General features: G+C 69.4%; 23 protein-coding genes. 10 read left to right on the top strand and 13 right to left on the bottom strand.

Going from position 1 to position 22500, the window contains the following annotated elements; translation table 11 throughout:
* The first annotated feature begins 1 nt into the window (after nucleotide 1).
* Both ACZ5IK_RS06955 and ACZ5IK_RS06950 read left to right on the top strand, forming a co-directional pair.
* On the top strand, nucleotides 2-1375 hold the full coding sequence (locus ACZ5IK_RS06955) for a nitrosuccinate lyase (protein WP_465486924.1): 1374 nt from the start codon (nucleotides 2-4) through the stop codon (nucleotides 1373-1375).
* An 82-nt stretch (nucleotides 1376-1457) separates the two neighbouring features.
* Nucleotides 1458-2462, top strand: a complete 1005-nt coding sequence (locus tag ACZ5IK_RS06950) for an SCO0930 family lipoprotein (protein WP_465486923.1) — start codon at nucleotides 1458-1460, stop codon at nucleotides 2460-2462.
* Between the two features lie 12 nt (nucleotides 2463-2474).
* On the opposite strand, the gene ACZ5IK_RS06945 is transcribed toward ACZ5IK_RS06950, so the two are convergent.
* Nucleotides 2475-3071 carry a DUF4383 domain-containing protein gene (locus tag ACZ5IK_RS06945; RefSeq protein ID WP_101611891.1) on the bottom strand — a complete coding sequence of 199 codons (597 nt, stop codon included), beginning with the start codon at nucleotides 3069-3071 and terminating at the stop codon, nucleotides 2475-2477.
* 197 nt (nucleotides 3072-3268) lie between these two features.
* Between ACZ5IK_RS06945 and ACZ5IK_RS06940 the strand changes: the two genes are divergently transcribed.
* The gene (locus tag ACZ5IK_RS06940; protein ID WP_465486922.1) at nucleotides 3269-4162 is read left to right on the top strand and encodes a serine hydrolase; all 894 of its coding nucleotides are present in this window, start codon (nucleotides 3269-3271) and stop codon (nucleotides 4160-4162) included.
* Nucleotides 4163-4304: 142 nt separating this feature from the next.
* Here the strand turns inward: ACZ5IK_RS06940 and ACZ5IK_RS06935 are convergent, their stop codons facing one another.
* Nucleotides 4305-5522 carry an alpha/beta hydrolase gene (locus tag ACZ5IK_RS06935; RefSeq protein WP_465487241.1) on the bottom strand — a complete coding sequence of 406 codons (1218 nt, stop codon included), beginning with the start codon at nucleotides 5520-5522 and terminating at the stop codon, nucleotides 4305-4307.
* Nucleotides 5523-5658: 136 nt separating this feature from the next.
* Nucleotides 5659-6606, bottom strand: coding sequence for an alpha/beta hydrolase (locus tag ACZ5IK_RS06930; RefSeq protein WP_465486921.1), 948 nt, complete (start codon nucleotides 6604-6606; stop codon nucleotides 5659-5661).
* Between the two features lie 143 nt (nucleotides 6607-6749).
* Here ACZ5IK_RS06930 and ACZ5IK_RS06925 point away from each other — a divergent pair, with 143 nt between their 5' ends.
* The 5 genes from ACZ5IK_RS06925 to ACZ5IK_RS06905 all read left to right on the top strand — a co-directional run bounded on the left by ACZ5IK_RS06925 (nucleotide 6750) and on the right by ACZ5IK_RS06905 (nucleotide 11774).
* A complete protein-coding gene (locus tag ACZ5IK_RS06925) occupies nucleotides 6750-7217 on the top strand; it encodes a MarR family winged helix-turn-helix transcriptional regulator (RefSeq protein ID WP_465486920.1) in 468 nt (155 codons plus the stop codon).
* Between the two features lie 27 nt (nucleotides 7218-7244).
* On the top strand, nucleotides 7245-8093 hold the full coding sequence (locus tag ACZ5IK_RS06920; protein ID WP_465486919.1) for an SAM-dependent methyltransferase: 849 nt from the start codon (nucleotides 7245-7247) through the stop codon (nucleotides 8091-8093).
* 113 nt (nucleotides 8094-8206) lie between these two features.
* Entirely contained in the window at nucleotides 8207-8743 is a 537-nt protein-coding gene (locus tag ACZ5IK_RS06915) for a PadR family transcriptional regulator (protein ID WP_465486918.1), read from the top strand.
* Nucleotides 8744-8753: 10 nt separating this feature from the next.
* Entirely contained in the window at nucleotides 8754-10772 is a 2019-nt protein-coding gene (locus ACZ5IK_RS06910; RefSeq protein WP_465486917.1) for an oxidoreductase, read from the top strand.
* Nucleotides 10773-10820: 48 nt separating this feature from the next.
* Nucleotides 10821-11774, top strand: a complete 954-nt coding sequence (locus ACZ5IK_RS06905) for a prephenate dehydrogenase (protein WP_465487240.1) — start codon at nucleotides 10821-10823, stop codon at nucleotides 11772-11774.
* 69 nt (nucleotides 11775-11843) lie between these two features.
* Here the strand turns inward: ACZ5IK_RS06905 and ACZ5IK_RS06900 are convergent, their stop codons facing one another.
* From ACZ5IK_RS06900 to ACZ5IK_RS06890, 3 genes are all read right to left on the bottom strand, one after another.
* Complete coding sequence (locus tag ACZ5IK_RS06900) at nucleotides 11844-12089, bottom strand: antitoxin (protein WP_101611883.1); 246 nt, start codon at nucleotides 12087-12089, stop codon at nucleotides 11844-11846.
* Nucleotides 12090-12152: 63 nt separating this feature from the next.
* Nucleotides 12153-13085 carry a TauD/TfdA dioxygenase family protein gene (locus tag ACZ5IK_RS06895; protein WP_465486916.1) on the bottom strand — a complete coding sequence of 311 codons (933 nt, stop codon included), beginning with the start codon at nucleotides 13083-13085 and terminating at the stop codon, nucleotides 12153-12155.
* Nucleotides 13086-13320: 235 nt separating this feature from the next.
* Nucleotides 13321-13659, bottom strand: a complete 339-nt coding sequence (locus tag ACZ5IK_RS06890; RefSeq protein ID WP_101611878.1) for a hypothetical protein — start codon at nucleotides 13657-13659, stop codon at nucleotides 13321-13323.
* A gap of 293 nt (nucleotides 13660-13952) precedes the next feature.
* Here ACZ5IK_RS06890 and ACZ5IK_RS06885 point away from each other — a divergent pair, with 293 nt between their 5' ends.
* Nucleotides 13953-14186, top strand: coding sequence for a hypothetical protein (locus ACZ5IK_RS06885; protein WP_465486915.1), 234 nt, complete (start codon nucleotides 13953-13955; stop codon nucleotides 14184-14186).
* 3 nt (nucleotides 14187-14189) lie between these two features.
* Here the strand turns inward: ACZ5IK_RS06885 and ACZ5IK_RS06880 are convergent, their stop codons facing one another.
* Entirely contained in the window at nucleotides 14190-16154 is a 1965-nt protein-coding gene (locus tag ACZ5IK_RS06880) for an FUSC family protein (protein WP_465486914.1), read from the bottom strand.
* A 49-nt stretch (nucleotides 16155-16203) separates the two neighbouring features.
* On the opposite strand from ACZ5IK_RS06880, the gene ACZ5IK_RS06875 reads away from it, so the two are divergent.
* Entirely contained in the window at nucleotides 16204-16644 is a 441-nt protein-coding gene (locus ACZ5IK_RS06875) for an SRPBCC family protein (protein WP_465486913.1), read from the top strand.
* 208 nt (nucleotides 16645-16852) lie between these two features.
* On the opposite strand, the gene ACZ5IK_RS06870 is transcribed toward ACZ5IK_RS06875, so the two are convergent.
* The 6 genes from ACZ5IK_RS06870 to ACZ5IK_RS06845 all read right to left on the bottom strand — a co-directional run bounded on the left by ACZ5IK_RS06870 (nucleotide 16853) and on the right by ACZ5IK_RS06845 (nucleotide 22486).
* Nucleotides 16853-19381: a CHAT domain-containing protein gene (locus tag ACZ5IK_RS06870; RefSeq protein WP_465486912.1), complete on the bottom strand. Its 2529-nt coding sequence runs from the start codon at nucleotides 19379-19381 to the stop codon at nucleotides 16853-16855.
* 114 nt (nucleotides 19382-19495) lie between these two features.
* The gene (locus ACZ5IK_RS06865) at nucleotides 19496-19975 is read right to left on the bottom strand and encodes a hypothetical protein (protein ID WP_007030725.1); all 480 of its coding nucleotides are present in this window, start codon (nucleotides 19973-19975) and stop codon (nucleotides 19496-19498) included.
* Nucleotides 19972-20577 (bottom strand): RNA polymerase sigma factor, encoded by a 606-nt coding sequence (locus ACZ5IK_RS06860; RefSeq protein ID WP_101611873.1) that lies wholly within the window; start codon nucleotides 20575-20577, stop codon nucleotides 19972-19974. The genes ACZ5IK_RS06865 and ACZ5IK_RS06860 overlap by 4 nt, the downstream gene beginning before the upstream one ends.
* Before the next feature lie 331 nt (nucleotides 20578-20908).
* Nucleotides 20909-21076 (bottom strand): hypothetical protein, encoded by a 168-nt coding sequence (locus ACZ5IK_RS06855; protein ID WP_168214467.1) that lies wholly within the window; start codon nucleotides 21074-21076, stop codon nucleotides 20909-20911.
* A 115-nt stretch (nucleotides 21077-21191) separates the two neighbouring features.
* Nucleotides 21192-21917 carry an SGNH/GDSL hydrolase family protein gene (locus ACZ5IK_RS06850; protein ID WP_410664426.1) on the bottom strand — a complete coding sequence of 242 codons (726 nt, stop codon included), beginning with the start codon at nucleotides 21915-21917 and terminating at the stop codon, nucleotides 21192-21194.
* Between the two features lie 71 nt (nucleotides 21918-21988).
* On the bottom strand, nucleotides 21989-22486 hold the full coding sequence (locus ACZ5IK_RS06845) for a GbsR/MarR family transcriptional regulator (RefSeq protein WP_465486911.1): 498 nt from the start codon (nucleotides 22484-22486) through the stop codon (nucleotides 21989-21991).
* Between the last annotated feature and the right edge of the window lie 14 nt (nucleotides 22487-22500).

Here is a 22500-nt window from a genome sequence, read left to right as displayed (position 1 = left end):
GATGAACGCCGATCCCGATTCCGGCCTCCTCTCCCCGGTCCGCGCCGGCACGCCCGCCGAGGCCGCGACGGGTGATCTCGCCTGGCTTCGGGCCTTGCTCGACACGGAGGCCGCGCTCGCCAGGGCGCAGGCCAGTACCGGGCTGATCCCGCGGGCGGCGGCCGACGCGATCACCGAGGCGGCCGCGTCGGCCGAGATCGACGTGGTCGCGCTGGCGAGGGCGGCGCGTGAGACGGCGAACCCGGTCGTGGGGCTGATCAAGGAGCTGACCGAGGAGGCCGGGACGGAGTACGTCCATCGCGGCTCGACCAGCCAGGACATCTTCGACACCGCGATGATGCTGGTCGCCGCGCGGACCAGGGTCCTCCTCACGGCCGACCTCGAGGCGACGGCGGACGCGCTGGAGGGCCTCGCCCGCGCGCATCGCGACACGACCATGGCCGGGCGCACCCTCACCGCCCACGCAGTCCCGACGACGTTCGGGCTCAAGGCGGCGGGCTGGCGTCAGCTGACGCTCGACGCGCTCGACAGGCTGAACCGCGTCGTCCTGCCGGTCTCGCTCGGTGGCGCGGCCGGGACGCGGGCCGCGTACGCCGAGTACGCGCGCCTCGCCGGGCTGCCCGACGGCTATCCGCAACGGCTTCAGACGGCCTTCGCCGAAGAGACCGGCCTTGCCGAGACCACGCTCCCCTGGCACACCCTCCGCACCCCGACGGCCGACCTCGCGGCCGCCCTCGCGTTCACCGCCGCGGCACTCGGCAAGATCGCGGTCGACGTCCAATTCCTGACGCGCACCGAGGTCGGCGAGGTCACCGAACCCGCGGGCGCGGGCCGTGGCGGTTCTTCGGCGATGCCGCACAAGCGCAATCCGGTGCTGGCGACGCTGATCCGGTCCGCCGCCCTCCAGGTCCCGGTGCTGGCCACGGGCGTCACCCAGGCCCTGATGTCCGAGGACGAGCGGTCCGCGGGCGCGTGGCACGCCGAGTGGCAGTTGCTGCGCGAATGCCTGCGCCTGACCGGCGGTGCCGCGCACACGGCGGCCGAGCTCGCCCGCGGCCTGGTCGTCAACGACGAGCGCCTGCGCGAGAACCTCGGTCTCACGCACGGCCAGATCGTCTCCGAGCGGCTCTCGACCGTGCTCGCCCCGCTGCTGGGCAAGGCGCGGGCCAAGGAGGTCCTCGGGCACGCGTCCGGACTCGCCCTGGCGCAGGGCCGGGCCCTCGGTGAGGTTCTTTCCGACCTGCCGGAGATAACCGGAGTCCTCCCCGCCGAATCCCTCGCCGACCTGCTGGATCCCGCGAACTACACCGGCTCGGCCGGGGTGCTCACCGACGCCGCGCTGGAGACCCGGGAAGAAAATCCGGGAACTCCTTGAACCGGTCCCGCACAGGGCCCGTGTAGGGGGTACAAGCTCACCGCGCCAAGCCGCGGAACCCCTACGAACAAGGAGAAATCCCATGCTTCGCAAGCGTTTCGTCGTCGCAGCGGCGTCCGCGGCCGCGGGCCTGGTGGTGCTGTCGGCCTGCTCCGGTGGCACCGAGGCAGCCGCACCCGCCGTCGCACCCGCCGCGGCGGTCGCCGGAGCGGGCGGGAACGCCCCCGCGGCCAAGGGTGAGACCAAGTTGGCCGTGGCCGAAGCCGGGGAGCTCGGTCAGGTGCTCGTCGACAAGGACGGGTTCACCTTGTACCGCTTCGACAAGGACAGCGCGAAGCCGCCGAAGTCCAATTGCGACGGTGACTGCGCGAAGACCTGGCCGCCGATGCTCGCCGACGGCGACGTGCAGATCGAGGGCGTGGACCAGGCCCTGGTCGGTGAACTGACCCGCGCCGACGGCCGCAAGCAGGTCACCGTCGGTGGCTGGGCGCTCTACCGCTACGCCAAGGACGCCAAGGCCGGCGAGGTGAAGGGCCAGGGTGTCGGCAGCACTTGGTACGCCGCGAACGCCAAGGGCGCCAAGGCGGGCCAGGCGGCCAAGGAAGCCAAAGAGGCTCCGGCCGCGGAGAAGGCGGACGGCGCGAAGAAGCTGGTCGCGACCGAGGTCGACGGCATCGGACCGGCCATTGTGGACCAGGAGGGCTTCACCCTCTACATGTTCACCAAGGACAAGAAGAACAAGCAGCCGACCTGCAACGGTGACTGCGCGAAGACCTGGCCCCCGATGCTCGCCGAGGGCGACGTCCAGCTCGAAGGCATCGACTCGAAGCTGCTCGGCACGGTGAAGCGCGCGGACGGCACCACTCAGGTCACCGTCGGCGGCTGGGCCGTCTACCGCTACGCCAAGGACGCCAACGCCGGTGAGGCGAACGGTCACGGCGTCGGCGGCACCTGGTTCGTCATCGAGCCCGCCGGGTGCAAGAGCACCGCGCCGGTGAAGAACAAGGCGGCCCAGAGCGGGAACGCCGCCCCCAAGAAGGAGGAAGGCGCTCCCGCCGAGTCCGGTGGTTCGGAGTACGGCTACTGAGCTTCAGCAGACCTAGTGGGCGAGGCCCGGCGGACGCTCTTCGCGAGCGATGGCCGGGCTTTTCTCATGCTTCGGCCGTCCCGAACCGTCCGCGACGGGTTCGACGACCGTGGCACTGTCGGCCCGATCCGCCACCACGGTTTCCTCTTCGTCCTCCGGCAGCAGCACCTTGTGCCGCGCGGGCAGGAACGCGATCACCAGCCCGAGCGCGGCGAGGCCGAGGTGCAGCCAGTTGTCCGGCCCGTTGAGGTTGAACGGGTTGCCCGCCTGTGAGACCGGGTTCGTCGAAACGGTCCCCGTGATCATCAGACCCCAGACGAACAGCGCCCCGAAGGCCGCGAACGTCAGAAGACCGAAGACCCGGGACCGGCCCGAACCGAAGGTCAGCAGCAGACCGATCGCGCCCAGCAGGACGAACCCGAGGTTGTAGAGCGGGTTCACTGAGAACCCGAGAACGGTCTCGTCGCTCCGGCCGATGAAGTCGGCGAACCCGGTCCTGGTGAAGCCCACGATCCCGAACACCAGGAATGCCAGGCTCGCCAGTCCGGCCAGGACCTGCGCGGGCTGGATTCCCGCCGTCCGGATACGAGCGCGTTGTACACGTGCCATTGCTCCGCCTTCCAGAGTTGGCCACCTAAATTCACGCTGGGGGTCACATACCCCGGCGGCCTCCCGGACAAACCGGAAAGACGCTCCCCGGCCACACCCCGCGTTCACGACGTCACAGAACTCGAGGTCAGCCGAGATCTGCACCACCCGAATGGCCTAGTCACGAACACGAACGAGTGATTCGGCCAACAAGTCGTGTGGGCAAGGTGAGCGGTGTCTTCCTCTTGGTGGGGCTGTGCGTGGGAGCCGTCGTCGCGATGCTGCTGGTTCCGCCGTCGCGTTCCGGCCCGTCGGCGGTCGCTGTCGCGGCGGCGACGGCCACGGAGATGACCGTCGAAACCGAAGCGAAGCCGGCCTCGGCGCCGCCGGAGCCGTCTGTGCCCGGCACGCCGCCGGTGGACGACGTCGACACGAAGGCCCTCGCGGGACTCGTCGACGGCGGCCAGGTGAGCGTGGCCGTCTACGACCGCACCACCAAGAAGAGCACGGTTTCCCTTAAACCAGACCGTTCTTATACCTCGGCGTCGCTTGTGAAGCTCCTCATCGCACTCGAAGCGCTTCGCGTGGGCACACCGCCGAGCACCGTGCAGCGGATGCTCTCGTCCAGCGATGACGACATCGCGAGCAGACTGTGGACCGCTCACCGCGGCCCCGCCATCGTCACCCGCTGGGCGGCCGAGATCGGTCTCGGCGACACCCATCCGCCCGAAGATCCCGGCCGCTGGGGCGACACCCGGATCACCGCGGCGGACATCACGAAGATCTACCGCTACGTGCTGGAGCGGGCGAGCGCGGGGACACGGACGACGATCATGCGGGCGTTGAGCGGCGCGACGGAGAGCGGTTCCGACGGGATCCGGCAGTATTTCGGCATTCCGGACGCCGTCGGCTCCCTTCCCTGGTCCATCAAGCAGGGCTGGGCGTGCTGCCGCGGCTCACGGATCCTGCACAGTTCCGGTGTGGTCGGGAAGAACGACCGCTACATCGTCGTCGTGTTGACCTCCCAACCGACGTCGACCACCTACGCCAGTGGCGGCAAACGGGTGACCGACGTGGTGAAGGCACTGCTTCCCGCTATTGGCGACCTGTAACACAGTGGGCGCGGGAGCGCGTTGCTGCTGCAGGTCGCGCATCCGGGGCGGGAACGTACTGACGCTCTGCGCCACCGGCTTGCCGCCCTCGGTCCTGCGCGACCGGTTGAGTCTCAAGTGGACAGACGAAGACCGCGCCTAGCTACTCGACGACGTCGACCAGCGCGCCCTTCGCACCTGTATTGGGCAGGGGCCACGGCGCGACCCCGCCGTTGGAGACGATCTTCTTGTCCTGCGGCGCGCACGGCGGCACGGTCCGCGCGCCGATCCACGCCAGCACGTCGGGAACCTGCGCCTTGAAGGTGTTCATGTTGTGCCCGGCGTCCGGGATCCGCCACGACGAGAGCGTCGCGGGCGCGCGTACGGCGGCCTGGAGCTGGTCGATCGAGAAACTCTCGAAGCTTTCCTTGTCCCCGGCGATCGCGAGGATGTCGACCGGCGACGGATGCTTCTTCATGTTCACCGTGATCGTGTTCGCGTCGACGATGTCCTGCCTGCCCTTGAACAGGTTCTCCGTCTCCGCGTCCACCGAAGCCTTGTAGTACCCGCTGACGCTCGCCGCCTGGCCGTACCACTGCGGGTGCCGGGTCACCAGGTTCATCGCGCAATATCCGCCCGAAGACCAGCCCGCCATCGTCCACGCCTTGCGCTGCGGGTTGGCGCCGAGTTTCTCGATCGCCCAGTCGCGGATGTCGGCGCTCAGGTAGGTGTCGTTGGCGGTCCCGTTCACCTGGTCGATGCATTCGGTGTCGTGGCCGACCTTCGGCTTCCCGGTCGGGTCCGGGATGATCACCAGGGTCGGCGGGAGCACGTGCTTCGCGATGGCCGCGTCCAGTTTGGCGGGCAGTTCGTAGGGCCCGGTGACCACTTCCGGCCCGGACGGGTAGTTCGGGATCCATTCGATGACCGGGAACTTGAGCGCCCGGTACGCGGGATCGTAGTACTGGGGCGGGAAGTAGACCGAGACGTCACGCGTGAGCCCGGTGCGCTTGCCGGTCACCGTCATGTGCACGACGGAGCCCTTGCCCTCCTTGGCCCGCATCGCCCCGGCGTCACGCAGCTTGTCGAGGTCCGAACCGTTCTCACCCGCGACGGCGTCGACGCTTTCTCCCGAGTACACGCCGGTGCCGAACAGCGCACCGACCGTCGGGAAGAACTTGCCGATCATGTTCCCGCCCATCCCGGTGCTGACCACGATCAGCACCACCGCGACGAGGATCGTGCTGCTGCGGCCGATCACCTTGCGGCGCCAGCGTTCCCAGAGGAACGGCACGGCGATGATCGCGAGCAGCGTCAGCACCACGACGATGACGAGGTTCAGCGTGGAATCGAGCCGGATGGCACTCAGTCCCAGTCCCATGGCGATCGTGTCCCTCTCCGGCCGCGGCACGCCCCCGCACCGCACTTCCCACATCTGGATCAAGAGACGTGCGACCACCGGGAAGTGTTGTCCAGGGTGACGCGTGTCACCCTGGACAAACTGTGTCCTGGGCTACTCAGCCCGCGAGAGCGGTGCGCAACGCCTCGATCGCCTGCTTGATCGCGGCCTCCGCGGCGTGCGTTTCGCGCAGCGTGTTGAGCATGACGAAGTCGTGGACGATGCCCTGGTAGCGCACGGCCGTCACCGGCACTCCGGCCTGACGCAGCTTGGCGGCGTACGCCTCGCCCTCGTCGCGCAGGACGTCGGCCTCTCCGGTGATGACCAGCGCGGGCGGCAGGCCCGACAGCTCGTCGAGGCTCGCCCGCAACGGCGACGCGGTGATCTCCGCGCGCTGCGCCGGGTCGGTCGTGTACTGGTCCCAGAACCACTTCATGCCGTCGAGGGCGAGGAAGTAGCCCTCGGCGAACTGCCGGTAGGACTCGGTGTCGAAGTTCGCGTCGGTGACCGGGTAGAAGAGGACCTGCTGGCGGAAGGTGACGTCGCCGCGTTGTTTCGCGAGCAGGGTGAGCGCGGCGGTCATGTTCCCCCCGACGGAGTCACCCGCGATGGCGATTTTCGTGCTGTCGAGCCCGTTCTCGGCGCCGTGCTCGGCGACCCACTTCGCCACGGCGTAGTTCTGCTCGATGGCGACCGGGTAGCGCGCCTCCGGCGAGCGGTCGTACTCGGGGAAGACGACGGCCGCGCCGGTGCCGACGGCGAGTTCGCGGACCAGGCGCTCGTGGGTGTGGAAGTTCCCGAAGACCCAGCCGGCGCCGTGGATGTAGACGATCACGGGCAGCGGACCGGTGGCGCCCGGCGGGCGGACGATGCGGACCTCGACGCCGTCGACGTGCGTGGTCTCGACGTCCGCGGCGGGCAGTTCGACCTCGCCACCCTGGACCTCGTCGACGGCCTTGCGCCCTTCCTCGGGCGGCAGCTGGAAGAGGAACGGCGGGGTGGCGGTGGCTTCGACGAAGGCCTGTGCGGCCGGTTCGAGGACCAGCTTGTGCGGGTTGGCGGTCATTTCTGCCTCCTGGAGTCCGAAGTCGGTGATCTGAAGGTAGCCCCCAACTAAGTTGTGCACAACTAAAATGTCCCCAAGGAGATTTAGCCCACTGAAGTGGCGCGCTGAGGCATGATCGGCACACCATGGGATGAGGAGGACCGATGCCAACGGACAACACCGGATCGCTGTGCCTGGACGATCAACTGTGCTTCGGGCTCTACGCGGCATCGCGGGCCGTGACCGCGCTCTATCGCGTGGTGCTCGAAGATCTGGGCCTGACCTATCCCCAGTACTTGGTGATGCTCGCGCTCTGGGAGAAGGACGAGCGGCTGGTCAAAGAGCTCGGCACCCTGCTGAACCTCGACTCCGGGACGCTGTCGCCGCTGCTCAAGCGGCTGGAGAAGTCCGGACTGGTCCGGCGTGACCGGCGGGCCGACGACGAGCGGTCCGTTCGCATCAGCCTGACCGAGGACGGCGCCCGGCTCCGGGACCGCGCGAGCGGGATCCCGGAGATCATCGGCGACGCGATGGGCCTCGACGCGGCCGGGCTCACCCGCACCCGCGCGGAACTCGATCGCTTGACCGAATCCGTGAACGCCTACCGCGAGACCTACGTTCCCGCCGGTTAGCATGGGATTTCCGGCGCGGACAAAGGGATGACGATGATCGATCACGACGCGGCGCTCAAGGCCGTCGAGAACAGCTTGGACCGGCCGTCCGCGGCCCGGGTCTACGACTACTTCATCGGCGGCGACACGCACTACGCCATCGACCGCGAGTTCGCCGAGAAGGTGCGCAAACGCCTGCCGCTCATGGGCGACTACTGCCTGACCAGCAGGCAGTTCCTCGGCCGGGCCGTGTGGCACTGCGCCGAACTGGGCATCCGGCAGTTCGTCGACATCGGCTCCGGCCTGCCGACGGCGGGCAACGTGCACGAGGTCGCCGACGAGGCACGGCCGGAGGAGGACACCCACGTCCTCTACATCGACAACGAGCCGATCGCGCTCGCGCACTCGACCCTGCTGCTCGCCGACACCGCCGACCCGGACCGGCACCACGCCATCGCCGCGGACCTGTTCGACCCCGAGGGCCTCTGGGAGCGGGTGATGGACTCCGGCATCATCGATGTCCGGCAACCCATGGCGCTGGTGATCAACGCGGTCATGCACTTCATCAAGGACGAGCAGGACCCCGACGCGCTGCTGGACTTCTACCGCGACCGGCTCGCGCCGGGCTCGCTGCTGGTGATCTCGCAGATGACCAACGAGAACCCGGCCAACGACGAGGAGCGGCAGGCGCTGCTCGACATCCTCGAGTACTACGAGACCACGACGAACCCCGGTTTCCTGCGCACGATGGACGAGTTCCGGCGGTTCTTCGGCGGCTGGCCGCTGCTGGAGCCGGGACTGGTCTACGCGCCGGCGTGGCACCCGGACGAGAAGACGGTCTTCGCCGGTGCACCCTCGGAATCCCGAGTCATCGGCGGCATCGCCCGCAAGCCGTAGTCTTTCCCGCGTGAAGGCCCCCTTCCCTCGGCTCAGCCGCGTGAAGGGGGCCTTCACGCGCGTGTGACGCGTGTCGCCTTGCAGTGCAACTAGGTGCATATGAAACTAGGTGCATGGCATTGGAGCACGCGATCCTGGTTTCGCTGTCCGAGCGGTCCGGCTCGGGCTATGAGCTGGCGCGTCGCTTCGAGAAGTCCATCGGGCTGTGGTGGAGCGCCACCCACCAGCAGATCTACCGGGTCCTGAAGCGCATGGAGGACGCCGGCTGGATCGCCGTCGACCACGTCGCGCAGTCCGGGAAGCCCGACAAGAAGGTCTACACCGTCGGCGACGCGGGCCGGGCCGAACTGGCCCGCTGGCTCGCCGAGCCCGATCCCGCCGCCACCGCCAGGGAGCTCGCCGTGAAGATCCGCGGCGCGACCCTCGGCGAGCCCGGCGCCGTCGCCGCCGAAGTCACCCGGCATCGCGACGCGCACGCGGCCCAGCTCGACGCCTACCTGCTGATCGAGAAGCGCGACTTCCCCGACCCGAGCGTCCTCAGTGGACAGTCGTTGCACCAGTTCCTCGTGCTGCGTGGAGGAATCCGAACCGAACAGGGCCACGTCGAGTGGCTCGAGGAAGTCCTCCAGGCATTCCACCACGATGCGTAAGGACCCAGCGATGAGCCAGTACCCGAACCTGCTGTCCCCACTCGATCTCGGCTTCACCACCCTGCGCAACAGGGTGATCATGGGCTCGATGCACACCGGCCTCGAGGACAAGGAAGCGCACTTCCCGCAACTGGCCGAGTACTACGCCGAACGCGCCCGGGGTGGCGTCGGGCTGATCGTCACCGGCGGGTTCGCGCCGAACCGGACGGGCTGGCTCCTGCCGCTGGCGTCGAAGCTTTCGACCCGCGCGGAAGCCAAGGCGCACAAGCAACTCACGGATCCCGTGCACGAGGCGGGTGGCAAGATCGCGTTGCAGATCCTGCACGCGGGCCGGTATTCCTACCATCCGCTGAGCGTTTCGGCGTCGGGGATCAAGGCACCGATCAACCCCTTCAAGCCGCGGTCCCTTTCCGGGTACGGCGTGCTGCGGCAGATCCGCGCGTTCGCCGATTGCGCCTTCCTGGCCAAGGAAGCGGGCTACGACGGCGTCGAGATCATGGGGTCCGAGGGCTACTTCATCAACCAGTTCCTCGCCGAGCGGACCAACAAGCGCACCGACAAATGGGGCGGCAGCGCGGAAAACCGGCGGCGGATCGCCGTCGAGATCGTGCGCCGCACGCGTGAGGCGGTCGGCGAGGACTTCATCATCGTCTACCGGCTGTCCATGCTGGACCTCGTCGAAGGCGGCCAAAGCTGGGAAGACGTCGTCACCCTGGCCAAGGAGGTCGAAGAGGCGGGCGCGACGATCATCAACACCGGCATCGGCTGGCACGAGGCGCGGGTGCCGACGATCGTGACGTCCGTGCCGCGCGCGGCCTTCACCTGGGTGACCGGGAAGCTCAAGCCGCACGTCGGGATCCCGGTCGTCACGTCGAACCGGATCAACATGCCCGAGGTCGCCGAGGAGGCGCTGGCCGGTGGCGACGCGGATCTGGTGTCGATGGCGCGGCCGTTCCTCGCCGATCCCGAATGGATCCGCAAGGCCGAGACCGGGCGCGAGGACGAGATCAACACCTGCATCGCCTGCAACCAGGCCTGCCTCGACCACGCGTTCAAGCGGAAACTCGTTTCCTGCATGGTCAATCCGCGTGCGGGCCACGAGACCACGTTGACCCTGTCGCCCACCCGGAAGACCAAACGCGTCGCCGTCGTCGGCGCGGGCCCCGCCGGGCTCGCGGCCGCGACCAGCCTCGCCGAACGGGGGCACGCCGTCGAACTGTTCGAGGCCGAGGACGAGATCGGCGGCCAGTTCGGGATCGCGCGGAAGATCCCCGGCAAGGAGGAGTTCGCGGAGACCATCCGGTACTACACGCGACGGCTGGAGGTCACCGGCGTCAAGGTCCACCTCGGCACCCGCGCGACCGCCGCCGGGCTCGTGGACGCCGGATTCGACGAGGTCGTGCTGGCCACCGGCGTGACCCCCCGGGTGCCGTCGCTTCCCGGTATCGACCATCCCAAGGTGCTGTCCTATGTGGACGTCGTCCGGCACGGGAAACCGGTGGGCGGCAAGGTCGCGGTGATCGGCGCGGGCGGCATCGGCGTGGACGTCAGTGAGTTCCTGACGCACACCACCTCCCCCGCGCTCGACCTGGGCGCGTGGATGGCCGAATGGGGCGTCACCGATCCCGAGCAGGCTCCGGGCGGGCTGACCGAGCGGAAGGTCGAGCCGTCACCGCGGCAGGTCTTCCTGCTGCAGCGCAAGAAGTCCGGCATCGGCGCGGGGCTGGGCAAGACCAGCGGCTGGGTGCACCGGGCCGCGCTGAAGGCCAAGCGCGTCGAGCAGCTCACCGGGGTCACCTACGACCGGATCGACGACGACGGCCTGCACATCACCGTCGGTGACAAGCCGCGCGTGCTCGATGTGGACACCGTCGTCGTCTGCGCGGGTCAGGAGCCGGTGCGTGACCTCGCCGACGGCCTGCGGACGGCCGGATTGCCGGTGCACCTGATCGGCGGTGCCGACGTCGCGGCGGAACTGGACGCCAAACGGGCCATCGATCAGGGAACGCGCCTCGCCGCCGTTCTCTGACGAGTGGGCCCGCAGATGGCAGGATGAGCACTTGTGCGAGACGTATGCGTGATCGGGCTCGGGTTGATCGGCGGTTCGCTGCTGCGCGCGGCGCATTCGATCGGCCGCACCACGTTCGGGGCGGCGATCTCCGAACGCGACGCGGACGCGGCCAGCAGAGCTGGTTACGACGTGACCACGCAGGTCGAAGCGGCACTGAGCAAGGCGGCGGAGCGGGACGCGATGATCGTGCTCGCGGTACCGCTGCCCGCGGTCGAGGATGTGCTCCGGACAGTCTCGCGGGTGGCGGGGCACTGCGTGCTCACCGACGTCACCAGCGTGAAGGGCCCGGTGCTCGACACCGTCCGGCGCCGGGCGCCGTACGCGAAGTTCGTCGGCGGGCATCCGATGGCGGGGACGGCGGACTCGGGCTGGAAGGCGAGCAACCCGGCGCTGTTCGGCGGCGCCGCGTGGGTGCTGGGCGTCGAGCACGACACCGATCTGACGGCGTGGGCCGAGGTCGCGCAGCTGGTGCTGGACGTCGGCGCGCACGTCGTGCCACTGCCCGCGGACTCGCACGACGAGACTGTCGCGCGGATCTCGCATCTGCCGCACATCTTCGCGGCCATCCTGGCCACGATCGGCGCGCAGGGCGGGCCGCTGGCGATGTCGCTGGCCGCCGGGTCCTACACGGACGGCACGCGGGTGGCCGGGTCGAGCCCGGCGCTGGTGCGGGCGATGACCGAGGGCAACCGGGACGCGCTGCTGCCGATCGTCGACGAAGCGCTCGGACGGCTGGGCGCCGCCCGGGGTTCGCTGGCCTCGACGGGCGGCCTCGCGGTGACGGTCAACGCCGGTTACGAGGGTGCGCAAGCGTTTGCGACCAGCAAGGACGCGGAACGGGCCGGAGTGCGTGTCAGCCTCACCGCCCCGGACGCGCGGGACGGCCTGATCGCCCTCGGCGAGCGCGGTGGCCGGATCACGGCGATCGACGGCGACACCGCTCTCGGCGAGGCCTCCTGACGCGTTTCGTCCTCTAGTTGCGGTAGTTGCGCGTGCAAGGACCGCAACTAGAGGACTACTTGCGAGGGGTTACTGGCCCTGCGGCGGTTGCTGGTTCGGCTGCTGCTGGTCCTGGGGCGGGTTGTCCGGGGTGTCGTCGAACTTGTTGATGAACCCCTTCGCCTTGTCCACGCCGGAGTCGATCTGGGAGTCGTGACCGGAGAACTTCGACTTGGCGAAGCCCGCCGCCTTGTCCAGGCCGCCCTCGATCTTGTCGTTGTGCTCGCGGAGAGCGTCGGTGGCCTTGTTCTTCAATTCATCGAAGTTGATGCCCATGACCTCATCGTCACACAGGTACCGGGCAACCCGCCCGCACGATCACCCGTCGCGGGGACACGCTCAGAACGGCCGGTCACCCACGATGGCGACACGTTCGGCGACCCGCGCGTGCGGGTGGTAGTCGTTGACGGCGTAGTGCTGCGTGGCGCGGTTGTCCCAGAAGGCCACCGAACCGGGCCGCCAGGTGAAACGCACCTGGAACTCGGGGATGTGCGCGCGGCTGAACAGGTACCGCAGGAGCCTGTCGCTCTCGTCGCGGTCGATGCCGGTGATACGGGTAGTGAAGGCCTGGTTCACGAAGAGGGTGCGGCGCCCGGTTTCCGGATGCGTGCGGACGACCGGATGCTGGACCGGCGGGAAGGCGTCCTGGTGACGCAACAGCACTTCCGGATCGGAGAAGCGGTCGAAGCCGGGGATGAAGTCGTGGACCGCTGTCAGCCCGTCGATACGTTCACGGATGTCTTCCGGCAGGTTGTCGTAGGCGGCGGCCATGTCGGCCCACATCGTGTCGCCGCCGAACGGCGGGACCTCGATCAGCCGCAGGACCGAGCCGAGCGCCGGCGCGTGCCGGAACGTGACGTCCACGTGCCAGATGTTCTCGAACGCGGGCATGCTCGCCGACCTGGTGAACCGGGTGGTGTCCTCGGTCTCGCCCTGGGGGATGAACGGGTTCGTCTCCAGTTCACCCCAGTTGGCGGCGAACGCGCGCTGGTGCGCCGAAGTGATGTCCTGGTCGCGGAAGAACAGCACCTTCCACTCCAGCAGGGCGCGGTTCAGCTCCGTGTGGAGGGCGGGCGTCAGCGGCCGGGCGAGGTCGACGCCGCCGATCTCGGCACCGATCACCCGGCCCAGCGGGCGCAGCGCGAAAAGTTCGTACGGACGTTCTTCCGCGCCCTCCGGCAGGCGCCGCAGCACGCGCGGTCCTTCGAGGATGCCGCCGTCGGGGACGGTCGCGGGGCGGAGGCGGACACGGTCGGGCAGCTCTACGGACATGTTCGGGCTCCAGGGTTTCCGATTTCCGGGGACGACGAAGACGGCCACCTTCACGGATGGCCTTCGCGGGGAAATGCGGTTACGCGGGCGGCGAGCCCAGCCGTCCACGGCGCAGGAGCAGTGCGGCGACGCCTTCACCCACCGTGCGGTGGGGCGCGAACTCCCAGGTGACGGACACCACGCCATAGTGGGCGCGTTCTGGCGCTTGGTCAACACCGTCCAGAGGACGGGACGATCATCGTCTGCGCTCGTAGGGGAAGCTGCCCGACCAAGCGTTCCGCTCCTCGCGCGGCCGCAACGCCTCCGCCAGCACCCATTGCGAATGCGTCGTGCCGCCCCGCCCGATCGGGCCGAGCTGGAAGGTGACCCAGCCGACCCAGTGCGCCGTCGTCGTCGCCCGCCACATCCCCAGCAGCCCGGGGACGGTGGCCGTCAGGTCCAAGCCGTCTGGCAGGCGGATCTTCGACGCGCTGACCGGGTACACCAGCTTCAGGTCGACCCAAACGGGCTGGTTGGGCCGGACCATGTGCAGGTGACGCGGCCCCGGCGGCAGCGTGTCACCAGTGTCGAGCATGCTTCGATTATGCGTGAAAACTCGAACATTCGTTCGAGACTATGCTCACCCTCCCCCGGACGGGTGGGGATCATCGTCCTTTGTCGACAGACGCCGCGACGGCCAGTAACGCGGCGAACACCGCAGACCGCGCACGAGCTGCACCGGCGCCTGCCCGGCAGTGTCCTGTCCGATCCCAAGATCGCGGGTTTCGGTCTGCAACGGATGATGCCGCCACGACTTCCAGGACCTCTCCGCGTGGCGCCGGGCTCGGCGAGCTGCGGAGGCGCGGGCACGACGTCCGCCACTTCGCGTTGCTGGCCGAACGTGAGACCGTGCTGCGGCGGCTGAGTGAGCGCGGCATCGTCCATTCCTTGCGGCGCAAGGGGATGCCGCCGAAACGCGAGAGTTTCGCGGTGTCGAAGCTCGACCTCTGCCTGGAACGGCTGAGCGGCGCGGAGTTCGGCGAGCACATCCACACGGACAGCGCGCTGCGGGGATTCGTCCGTCGCAAGTGGACGAGCGTCAAGCACATCCGGTTCGGCTGATCCTCAGGCGCGGCGGTGGTACGGCAGGAATCGCCGGACCAGCCGCAGCGGCGCGCGTTCGACGAGGTCGGGACCGCGCACGGCGTCGAAGGCCGCGCCGATCTGGTCGACGACGCCGGACAGCTGTTCGTTGTCGGGCATCGGCATCTCCGCCGGCTCCCGTTCCTCCCGGACGGCGGCGGCGAGTTCGGCGAGCGCGGCCGTCAGCAGGGCGATGTCGGCCTCGTCCGGAGCCGGGGCGCCACGGCCCAGGGTGACGCCGACTTCGGTGACGGCGTCCGCGACGCGTTCGAGCCCGGCGATGACCGGCCACCAGGCGACGGCCTGGCGCCCGGCGGCGGAAGGTTCGACGACGACCTGTTGGAACGCGGTCCGGAGGTCGGCCAGTGCGCGGTAGGCACGGCGACGGGCGCGTGAGCGGTCCAGTCGCGCTTCGCCCGACGGCGCGAGCACGAGCCCTTTGTCGACGTATTCCACCAGGCTGTCGAGGCTGTCGGCGAGCCGTCCGCCGATCTGCGGGCGACGGCTGCCCGGCCAGAGCAGGTAGCCGAAGAGCAGGACGATCGCGCAGCCGAGCACGGTGTCGACGAGCCGCGCGAGCACGACGTCCCAGCTTCCGGTGCTGGCGAGGTCCATCTGCAGGATGATCAACGGGGTCACGAAGGCGCTGAGGATGCCGTAGTTGCGGACCTTGCCGACCGCGACGCCGCCGGCGAACACGGCGATCAGCAGGACCAGCAGCCAGCCCTCGCCGCCCGCGGCGAGCACGGCCGCGCCGATGCCCACGCCGATCACCGTGCCGATGCCGCGCAGGACCGCGCGGCCGAACACCGAGCCGAAGTCCGGTTTGAGGACGATGCCGACGGTGAGCGTGATCCAGTAGGAGCGTTCGAACGGGACGAACAGGGCGACGACTTCGGCGATCGCGACGCACAGCGTGAGGCGGAGCGCGGCGAACCAGGTGAGCGGGCCGGAGATGAGCGAACCCGCCCAGCCGCGGAGGCGCTTGTGCCACGGCTGGACCTCGCGCCGTTTCCGGTTGTCGCCCTTGCCGATCCGGGCGAGCCCGGCGTAGAGGGCGGCGAGGACCGGGTCAGCGTCGTCGGGTGCCTCGGGTGGTTCCGGCGGTTCCTGGTTGGCGAGCACGGCGGCCGAGGTGGCGATGAAGTGGCCGATCACGTCGTCCGGGGCCCGGCGGCCGGCGTTGACCATGGCGACCGACGCCTCGACGGCGGGGGTGCTGGCCGAGAGCAGGTTGAGCAGCTGGCGGTAGGTGGCGTCGCGGCCCGACAGCCAGGATCGCGCGGTGAGCAGCCGGTCGTACGCGGTGTTCATCGCGGTCGTGAGCTGGTGGCGCGCGACGCGGGAGGTGGCTTCGTCGGTCGCGGACAGCATCGCGGCGAGTTCGACGTAGACGTGCGCGACGGCGCCGCGTTCCGGGCTGGTGGCGCGGAAGGTCCAGGTGGCGAGCGCGATGAGCAGGCTCCACGCGGCGCCGATGCAGAAGTAACCGAGGAGGATTTCGACGCGCAGGCCGGTGACGTGCTGGCCGGTGCCGAGTACGCAGAAGACGAACATCTGCAGTCCGGCGACCGACGCGTTGCTGCCCGCCGCGCTGATCAGCGCGGACACCGCCGCGACTCCGACGACGACCGGGATGGACGCGGCCGGGATGCCGCCGGTGATCAGCCCGGCGAAGTAACCGAGGGCGGCGGCCGCGGTGGCGCCGCCGAGCCGCCGGGCGCGGTAGCGGTACGGGCCGGCGGATTCGGACAGGACGGTGGGCAGGGCGCCGGTGGAGACGAGCGCGCCGACGCCGATGTCGCCGAGCGCGTACCCGACGGCCAGCGGCACGGCGAGCGCGAGGACGGCGCGGGCGACCATGTTCCACGGGATGGGAACCGGCGTGCTGCGGAGCAGCTGCACCAGCCAATGTGGTGCGGCGATCTCGCGGCGCGTCGTGCTCACACCCCTATCTTGACTTATCCGTCGCGGCTGGAGCGGTTATCGTCGCCACATGGGCAAGACGTACTCCTTCGAGATCAACCGGACGAGCAGCGCCTCGCCCGCTTCCCTTTTCGCCCTGGAGGCCGACGGTTCCCGGTGGTCGGAATGGGCGAAGCCGGTGGTGTTCCACTCGCGCTGGGCGCGGGAACCGGGCGAGGACGGGGTGGGCGCCGTCCGGGCCGTCGGCCTGTGGCCGGTGTATCTCCACGAAGAGACACTGGAGTACGAACAGGACCGAAAGCACGTCTACGGCTTCGCGGGCCTCAAGCTGATCAAGGACTACCGCGCCGAAGTCTCGTTCACGCCGAACGCTTCCGGCGGCACGGACCTGCGCTGGACGGGCCGGTTCACCGAACCGCTGCCCGGCACCGGCGCCGCCGTCCGCACGGCCCTGCGCACCGTCGTCTCACTCCTGGCCACCCGCCTGGTGAAACACGCCGAACGCCCCTGACCCCACCCCCCGCCCGTCCCAGGGGGGCGACCCCGAGTCCAGTCTATCGGTGGTGGGGGCCGGAAGTGGCTGCTCAGCGGAGTTGTCCACAGGTGACGGTGATTGTGGACAACTCCTGTGGGTTACTGGGGAGAGCTGAAGGACGCCATAGCCGCGTAGGACGCGGTGAAGGGAGCCTTCGCTGCGTGTGACGCGGGGAAAGGCCCCTTCAGCCCGCGCCGAGGCACAGGAAGGGACGCCGCAGCGGATCCGCGGCCGTCGCTTCGGCGAGCGCCAACGCGGGCGCGGTCCCCGAGGCCAGCCGCCGGTGCAGATCGGCCATCGCGTCGGCGGCGGCCTTGTCACCGACCCGCGCGATCGCGCCGATGACCGTCCGCGAGCCACTGGCGAGCAGCGTCCCGGCGAACCCGAGCGCTTCCTCACCGGGCCGGATGTGACTCATCGCGAGTTCGCAAGCGGCCAGCACCACCCGTTCCGGCGGCTTCGCGAGCCGGGCGGTTTCGTGCGCGTACAACGGGCCACCGACGAGTTCCAGCCGCGAGAAGAGCGCGTTCGCCGGTTCGTGCGCGCCGTGCGCGACCAGGTGCGCCATCCCCGAACCGTCCAAAGCGGACAGTACGGCGTCGCTGGTCGCGTCCTGCCCGTCGACGAGCAGGGCGTCCGGGTAGACCGTCCGCAGGTTCCGCACCTCACCGACCGAACCCGGCACCCCCGGCCCGCCGGCGAGCAGGACCGGCCCCTCGCTCCGCCGCCCGGACGCGGTCACCCAGGCCGTCGCCGACGGCGCGATCGACACCGGATGCCCGTGCAGTGACGGCAAAGCGCCCCAAGGCAACGCGTACAGCGAACCGATCGGCACGATGATCAGCTCGCGGTTCTCCAGCGTCTTCGCCAGCGACGCGGAGATCAGCTTGTCCAGTTTGTCCGCCCGGCGCCGGGCGGACCCGGTGACGACCTCGACCAGCGGCGCGGGCAGGTTGTCCGGGGCCAGCGCGTCGAGGTCCGCGTGCAACTGCCGCGCGGTTTCGACGATCTCCCCGAGCGGACCCAGCTTCACGAGCCGGAACCGGCCGCGGTCGACGACCACCGCGTACAAGGTGTCGCGATACCCCATCAGGCTGACCAGCACGCGATCCCCGAGCTGCTCGACCACCTCTTCGGGTGCCGAGACCGGCCGGGGCCGACCCCATTGGCTGGTGTACCACCCGAGCCGGGTCGCCTCCTGCTGCAGCCGGTCGTAGCGCTCCTCGAGTTTTCCGACCGGTTCGCCGGACAGCCTCCGCGCCTGGATCGTCCCCTGCACGTGCCGCATTTCGTTGATGTGCCGGGCGAGCGCGGGGTCCTCGATGACGGGGAGCGGTTCGTACCGGTACACCTGCGCGCGCGTGCGTTCCAGCCACGCGAACAGGCTCTTCGCGCCGGCACCGCTGCGCCTCGCCTTCTTGAGCACCAGCGTCAGCGCGAGTTTGCCCAGCTCCTCGCCGTGTGCCGCCGTCCCGCAGACGAGGTCGAGCCCGCCCATGCGATCGCGGATCTGCCCGAGCTCCGCCAGTCCGGCCCGTGCCTGCGCGAGCGCCGAACGCGGCCGGTGGGACGCCACCGCGAGTTCGGCCCGGCACAGCCGCAGCAGCATCCGGTGGTCGATCGGCGTGGTCTGCCGCGGTTTCGGCACCTGCGCCAGGAGAACCTGCGCGGCGGCCGTCTCGTCGCGACGGATCAGCAGCCGCACCGCGAACATCCTGGCCGCGCCCACTTCGTCGCGCAGGCCGAGTTCGGCCAGCCGGATCGCTAGGTCGGCCAGTCGTTCCGGCAGTTTCGCGGACGGCTTCTTTTCCCGGTCCGCCAGCACCTTCACCGCGTCCGCGCGCAGCCTGGTCAACTCGGCGATCTCCGCCCACCGGCCGTTGCCACGCCGCAAGAAGCTCCGCCGCGCGGACGTCGCGAGCTTCTTCGCCAGTACGTGGTCACCCTCCAGGATGGCCGCGCCCGCTCGCGCGACCTCCGCTTCCGCGACGACGTGGTGCGCGCCGTTGCCGCGGAGTTCGGGGATCGCTTCGTCGAGATGTCGCGCCGCTTCTTCGGCGAGCCCGGCGGTGAGCAGGGCCTTCGCCTGGTCGAGCCGGACGAGCGGCAGCGAGCCGGGTCCTTCGGTGACGAAGATCGAGGCCGCCTGCTCGTAGTGCCGGAGCGCTTCGGGGATGTCGCCAAGCAACTGGGCGTGATCTCCCAGGTTGTGCCGGATCTTCCCTTCGAGACGGCGATGGCCGTACTTGACCGCGATGTCCAGCGCGCCCATCAGATCCGTGTAGGCGCCGTCGGGATTGGTCATCTGCAGATGCAGCCACGCCCGGTTCATCATGTTCCGGGTCAGGAGCAGGCTGTGGTCTTCCACCTCGTCGACCAGGCTGGGAAGCACCGCGTCGTAGAGCGCGAGCGCTTCCTCCAGCCGCCAGACCCGCATCAGGACGACGGCGCGTTGCAGCACCACGGTGAACCGGAGCAATCGCCGGGTTTCGCCTTCCGGCAGCGAAAGCCGCACTCGCTCCGCTTCGTCCAGCCGAGCGAATCCGTCCTTTTGGGACAGGACCTCGGCCTCGGCCGCGGCGAGGCTGATCAGCACTCTGGCCCGGATCTCCAGCCTGTCCGGCCCGGCGGCCTCAAGCGGCCCGAGGCAGGTCAAAGCGCGCAGCAGCAACTTGATCGCGGCGCCCGGACCGTGATCGGCGGCGGCGGCCATCGCCTGACGATGGAGCTCCGCGGCCTCGGCTACGGGATCGGCGACAGGAGGAGACGACGCGGGCACACGCACTATGGGAGCACACCCACGCCGCATAACGGAACAGCCGTCCGGTTAGAGCACCACTGTCGGGGTCACGACGGTCCGCCGGCACGTCACGTCACCGAGGTGGATCACGATCTGGGTGGTTCCCTGGGGGACGTTGTCCAGCACGAACCGGCCTCCTTCGTCGGCGGTGGTGGAACTCGTCCCGTGCTCGGCGACGCGAACCTCCACTCCGTACTCTCCGGCGGGCACGAGCCAGCCGTCGATCCGGTGCTTCTTGCCGATCTTGGTGAGGTTGATCATCACGGTCAGATCGCTGACGGTGAAGGTGATCGTGCCGGTGTCGCTGCCGCGAACGCCGGCCGTGGCGTCCATCCGTTCCCAGCGGGCGACCTCGACATCGAGGTTTTCGAGCGCGAGCGCGAACTGAACCCGCTGCACCAGATCTCCCGGTGGCGGGTCCAATTCGTCCATGAAGCGCCCGATATCGGCGAGCAAGGCCTCATCGCCCGGGGAGGTCATCTCCCCCGGCGTCCCGAGGTCGTTCATCGGCTTCCCCCTTCGTGGGCCAGTAGGTCGCGCATCGATTCGAGGCAACGGCCCCTGGTCGGGCCGACACTTCCGCGCGGCATGCGGAGTGCTTCGGCGACCAGTTGGTATTCGGCCCGCCCGGCGAGCACGGTCAGCCGAAGGAGCTGCTGACAACGGTGCGGCAAGCGGAGGAAGGCGCGCCAGACCCGGCGATCCCGGTCGGCGCGGACGGCTTCCTCCTCGGGAGCCGGGTGGGTGCTCTCCATGCTTTCGGCCAGCTCGTCGGTCAGCGGGACGGGCTGAGCGCGGCGGCCGAAGGGATGCTGTGCTTCGCGTCTGGTGGTGGTGATCAACCAGGCGGCGAGCGCCTTGGGGTCACGAAGCTTGTCGAGCTGGCTGAACAGGGCGAGCCATACCGTCTGGACCACGTCCTCGGCGGTCAGGCGATCGAGCCCGTTCGCACGCGCGACATGCCACACGAGCGGGGTCAGCTCGTGCACAAGTCTGTCCATCGCCTGGCGGTCACCGGCCCGCGCCGCGCGCATGCAGGCGGCATGCAGGTCGGCACCGGTCAGTCCTTCCCACGGCGGGTCTACCTCGGTCGTTTGCACGTCGGTCACCGTATCTGCCCCACTTCGGACGTGTCTTCGTGTCGGCGCTGGCAGTATCGCGGGCCCTTCGGGGAGAAGGAGCGTGCAAGAGGCTCTGGGATACATCAAGTCACTAACTTTTTTGTGGGATTCGGTCGTCCCCCTCGGTCAGGTGGTGAAGGGCAAAGGCACCGGCCGGCGCGAGCAGGTGTGAACTGCGCACCGGCCGGTCCTTTTTTCCCTCCCCCCGGGCCCGCTCCCCAACGGGCCCGCGTCCGGGCGTCCCCCTCCCCCGAAGGAGCGCCCGGAGGTGATGCCCGGAGGCCCCCTCGGCCTCCGGACATCACCTGTCCGTGTTCGTTCAGTTCACCGGCGGCTTGGTGCCGTTCGGTTCCCAGTTGCCGTCCGGCCTCGTGCCGGGACGCGGCGGGACGGGTGCCGTGATCGGACCCGGCTTCGGGGTTTCCTCGAGGTCCTCGGTGGCCTTGGCCTCGTCCTCGACGGGTGCGGTGTTGGTCTCGGTAGTCATCGGGTGCCCTCATTTCCTCGACTGCTCCATAGGACGCAACGAGGCTGCCACCAGATACACGCAGAGCCAGCTTTTTCGCAGAAATTTCTTAATCTGTGGCAGGCGAGTGACCTGATCAGCGCTTTTCCGGCCTGATCGTGTCGCTGAGTAGTTGACGGCTCACGTCAGCGAGTTGTTCGGCCCAGCGCCGGTAGCCCTCGGGACCGGGATGGAAGCGGTCCTCGGCGAAGGTCGCGGGGTCCAGCATCGCGGCGGGCATCGGGACGTGGACGACGCCGGGCAGCAACGCCAGCCGCGCGGCCGCGGCGTCGAGGACGGCCGACCGCGCGCCGAGGACGTCCCGCAGCGGACGCGGCAGTGCGGGGAAACGGTCCATGGGCGGCACGCCTGCCAGCACCACCGGGACCCGTCCGGCCCGGCGTCGCAGGGAGACGATCAGATCGAGCAGGTCACGCCGGTAGCGCGCGGCCGAATGCAGTTCGATCGTGTCGTTGACGCCCAGCGCGATCACCACGAGGTCGGCGGGTTCGAGCAGCGGCAGCAGTTCCTCGCGCACCACCTTGGCGTTGGCGCCGGTCTTGCCGACGGCCTGCCAGGCGACCGCGCGGCCGTCCCGCGCGAGTTCGTCCGCGAGCCGTCCGGTCAGTGCCTCGGCGTGTGTCGCCGCGCCGACGCCGTCCACAGTGGACTCGCCGAGTACCGCGAGCCGCAACGGGCGGCCGTCGCCCGCCACGAGGCCGCTGACCGGTCCGGTCGCGCCCGGCAGCCGCGGCGTCGTACGGCGCACCCGGACCGCCTGCGCGAGGAGGATCGGGGCGAGCATCACCGCACGACTGATCACCGGGCGACTCTACTTCCGCGTTTCGTCCTCTGGTTGCGATCGTTGCGCACGCAACAACCGCAAGTAGAGGACTAATCGCGGGCGGCCCGCATCACGTGCCACTTCGCGTACATGTCGTTGAGCTCCTTGATCATGAAGCTCAGGAAGTCCCGCATCTCGGCGACCCGCTCGCCCGCGGGCGTGTCCGACCCCAGCGCCGCGACACCCTCGTCGGCGGCGTCGCGCCACAAGGTGATCATGCGGTCGCGTTTCATGAAGGTGGCGTACCAGAGGTCGTCGAAGAGCCGGTAGTGGTCACGGCGCGAGCCCGGTTCGCGTTCCTTGGCGACCAGCCCGATCTGCTCCAGCCAGCGGACGGCCCCCGAGATCGCCGCGGGGCTCACCGAAAGCTGTTCGGCCAGTTCGGCGGCGGTCAGGCGACCGGCGTCGGTGGTCATCAGGGCGGCGAACACCCTGGCCGGCATCCGCTGCATCCCGATCTGGGAGAGCGTGATGCCCAGGTGCTCCACGTAACGGCGGACGGCGTCCTCGTCTCTCTGGGTGCTCGAGGCACGCTCAGGCGTCGTCATGAGTACATCCTCTC

The sequence above is a fragment of the Amycolatopsis sp. NPDC031561 genome, from assembly GCF_055580625.1.
Note: the sequence above shows the minus strand (reverse complement) of the source record. Positions and strands in the feature narration are given on the sequence as shown.

Coding starts and splice junctions, on each gene's coding strand:
- ACZ5IK_RS06955 (WP_465486924.1), top strand. CDS start 2: ATGAACGCCGATCCCGATTCCGGCCTCCTCTCCCCGGTCCGCGCCGGC.
- ACZ5IK_RS06950 (WP_465486923.1), top strand. CDS start 1,458: ATGCTTCGCAAGCGTTTCGTCGTCGCAGCGGCGTCCGCGGCCGCGGGC.
- ACZ5IK_RS06945 (WP_101611891.1), bottom strand. CDS start 3,071: ATGGCACGTGTACAACGCGCTCGTATCCGGACGGCGGGAATCCAGCCC.
- ACZ5IK_RS06935 (WP_465487241.1), bottom strand. CDS start 5,522: ATGGGACTGGGACTGAGTGCCATCCGGCTCGATTCCACGCTGAACCTC.
- ACZ5IK_RS06930 (WP_465486921.1), bottom strand. CDS start 6,606: ATGACCGCCAACCCGCACAAGCTGGTCCTCGAACCGGCCGCACAGGCC.
- ACZ5IK_RS06925 (WP_465486920.1), top strand. CDS start 6,750: ATGCCAACGGACAACACCGGATCGCTGTGCCTGGACGATCAACTGTGC.
- ACZ5IK_RS06920 (WP_465486919.1), top strand. CDS start 7,245: ATGACGATGATCGATCACGACGCGGCGCTCAAGGCCGTCGAGAACAGC.
- ACZ5IK_RS06915 (WP_465486918.1), top strand. CDS start 8,207: ATGGCATTGGAGCACGCGATCCTGGTTTCGCTGTCCGAGCGGTCCGGC.
- ACZ5IK_RS06910 (WP_465486917.1), top strand. CDS start 8,754: ATGAGCCAGTACCCGAACCTGCTGTCCCCACTCGATCTCGGCTTCACC.
- ACZ5IK_RS06900 (WP_101611883.1), bottom strand. CDS start 12,089: ATGGGCATCAACTTCGATGAATTGAAGAACAAGGCCACCGACGCTCTC.
- ACZ5IK_RS06895 (WP_465486916.1), bottom strand. CDS start 13,085: ATGTCCGTAGAGCTGCCCGACCGTGTCCGCCTCCGCCCCGCGACCGTC.
- ACZ5IK_RS06890 (WP_101611878.1), bottom strand. CDS start 13,659: ATGCTCGACACTGGTGACACGCTGCCGCCGGGGCCGCGTCACCTGCAC.
- ACZ5IK_RS06875 (WP_465486913.1), top strand. CDS start 16,204: ATGGGCAAGACGTACTCCTTCGAGATCAACCGGACGAGCAGCGCCTCG.
- ACZ5IK_RS06870 (WP_465486912.1), bottom strand. CDS start 19,381: ATGGCCGCCGCCGCCGATCACGGTCCGGGCGCCGCGATCAAGTTGCTG.
- ACZ5IK_RS06865 (WP_007030725.1), bottom strand. CDS start 19,975: ATGAACGACCTCGGGACGCCGGGGGAGATGACCTCCCCGGGCGATGAG.
- ACZ5IK_RS06855 (WP_168214467.1), bottom strand. CDS start 21,076: ATGACTACCGAGACCAACACCGCACCCGTCGAGGACGAGGCCAAGGCC.
- ACZ5IK_RS06845 (WP_465486911.1), bottom strand. CDS start 22,486: ATGACGACGCCTGAGCGTGCCTCGAGCACCCAGAGAGACGAGGACGCC.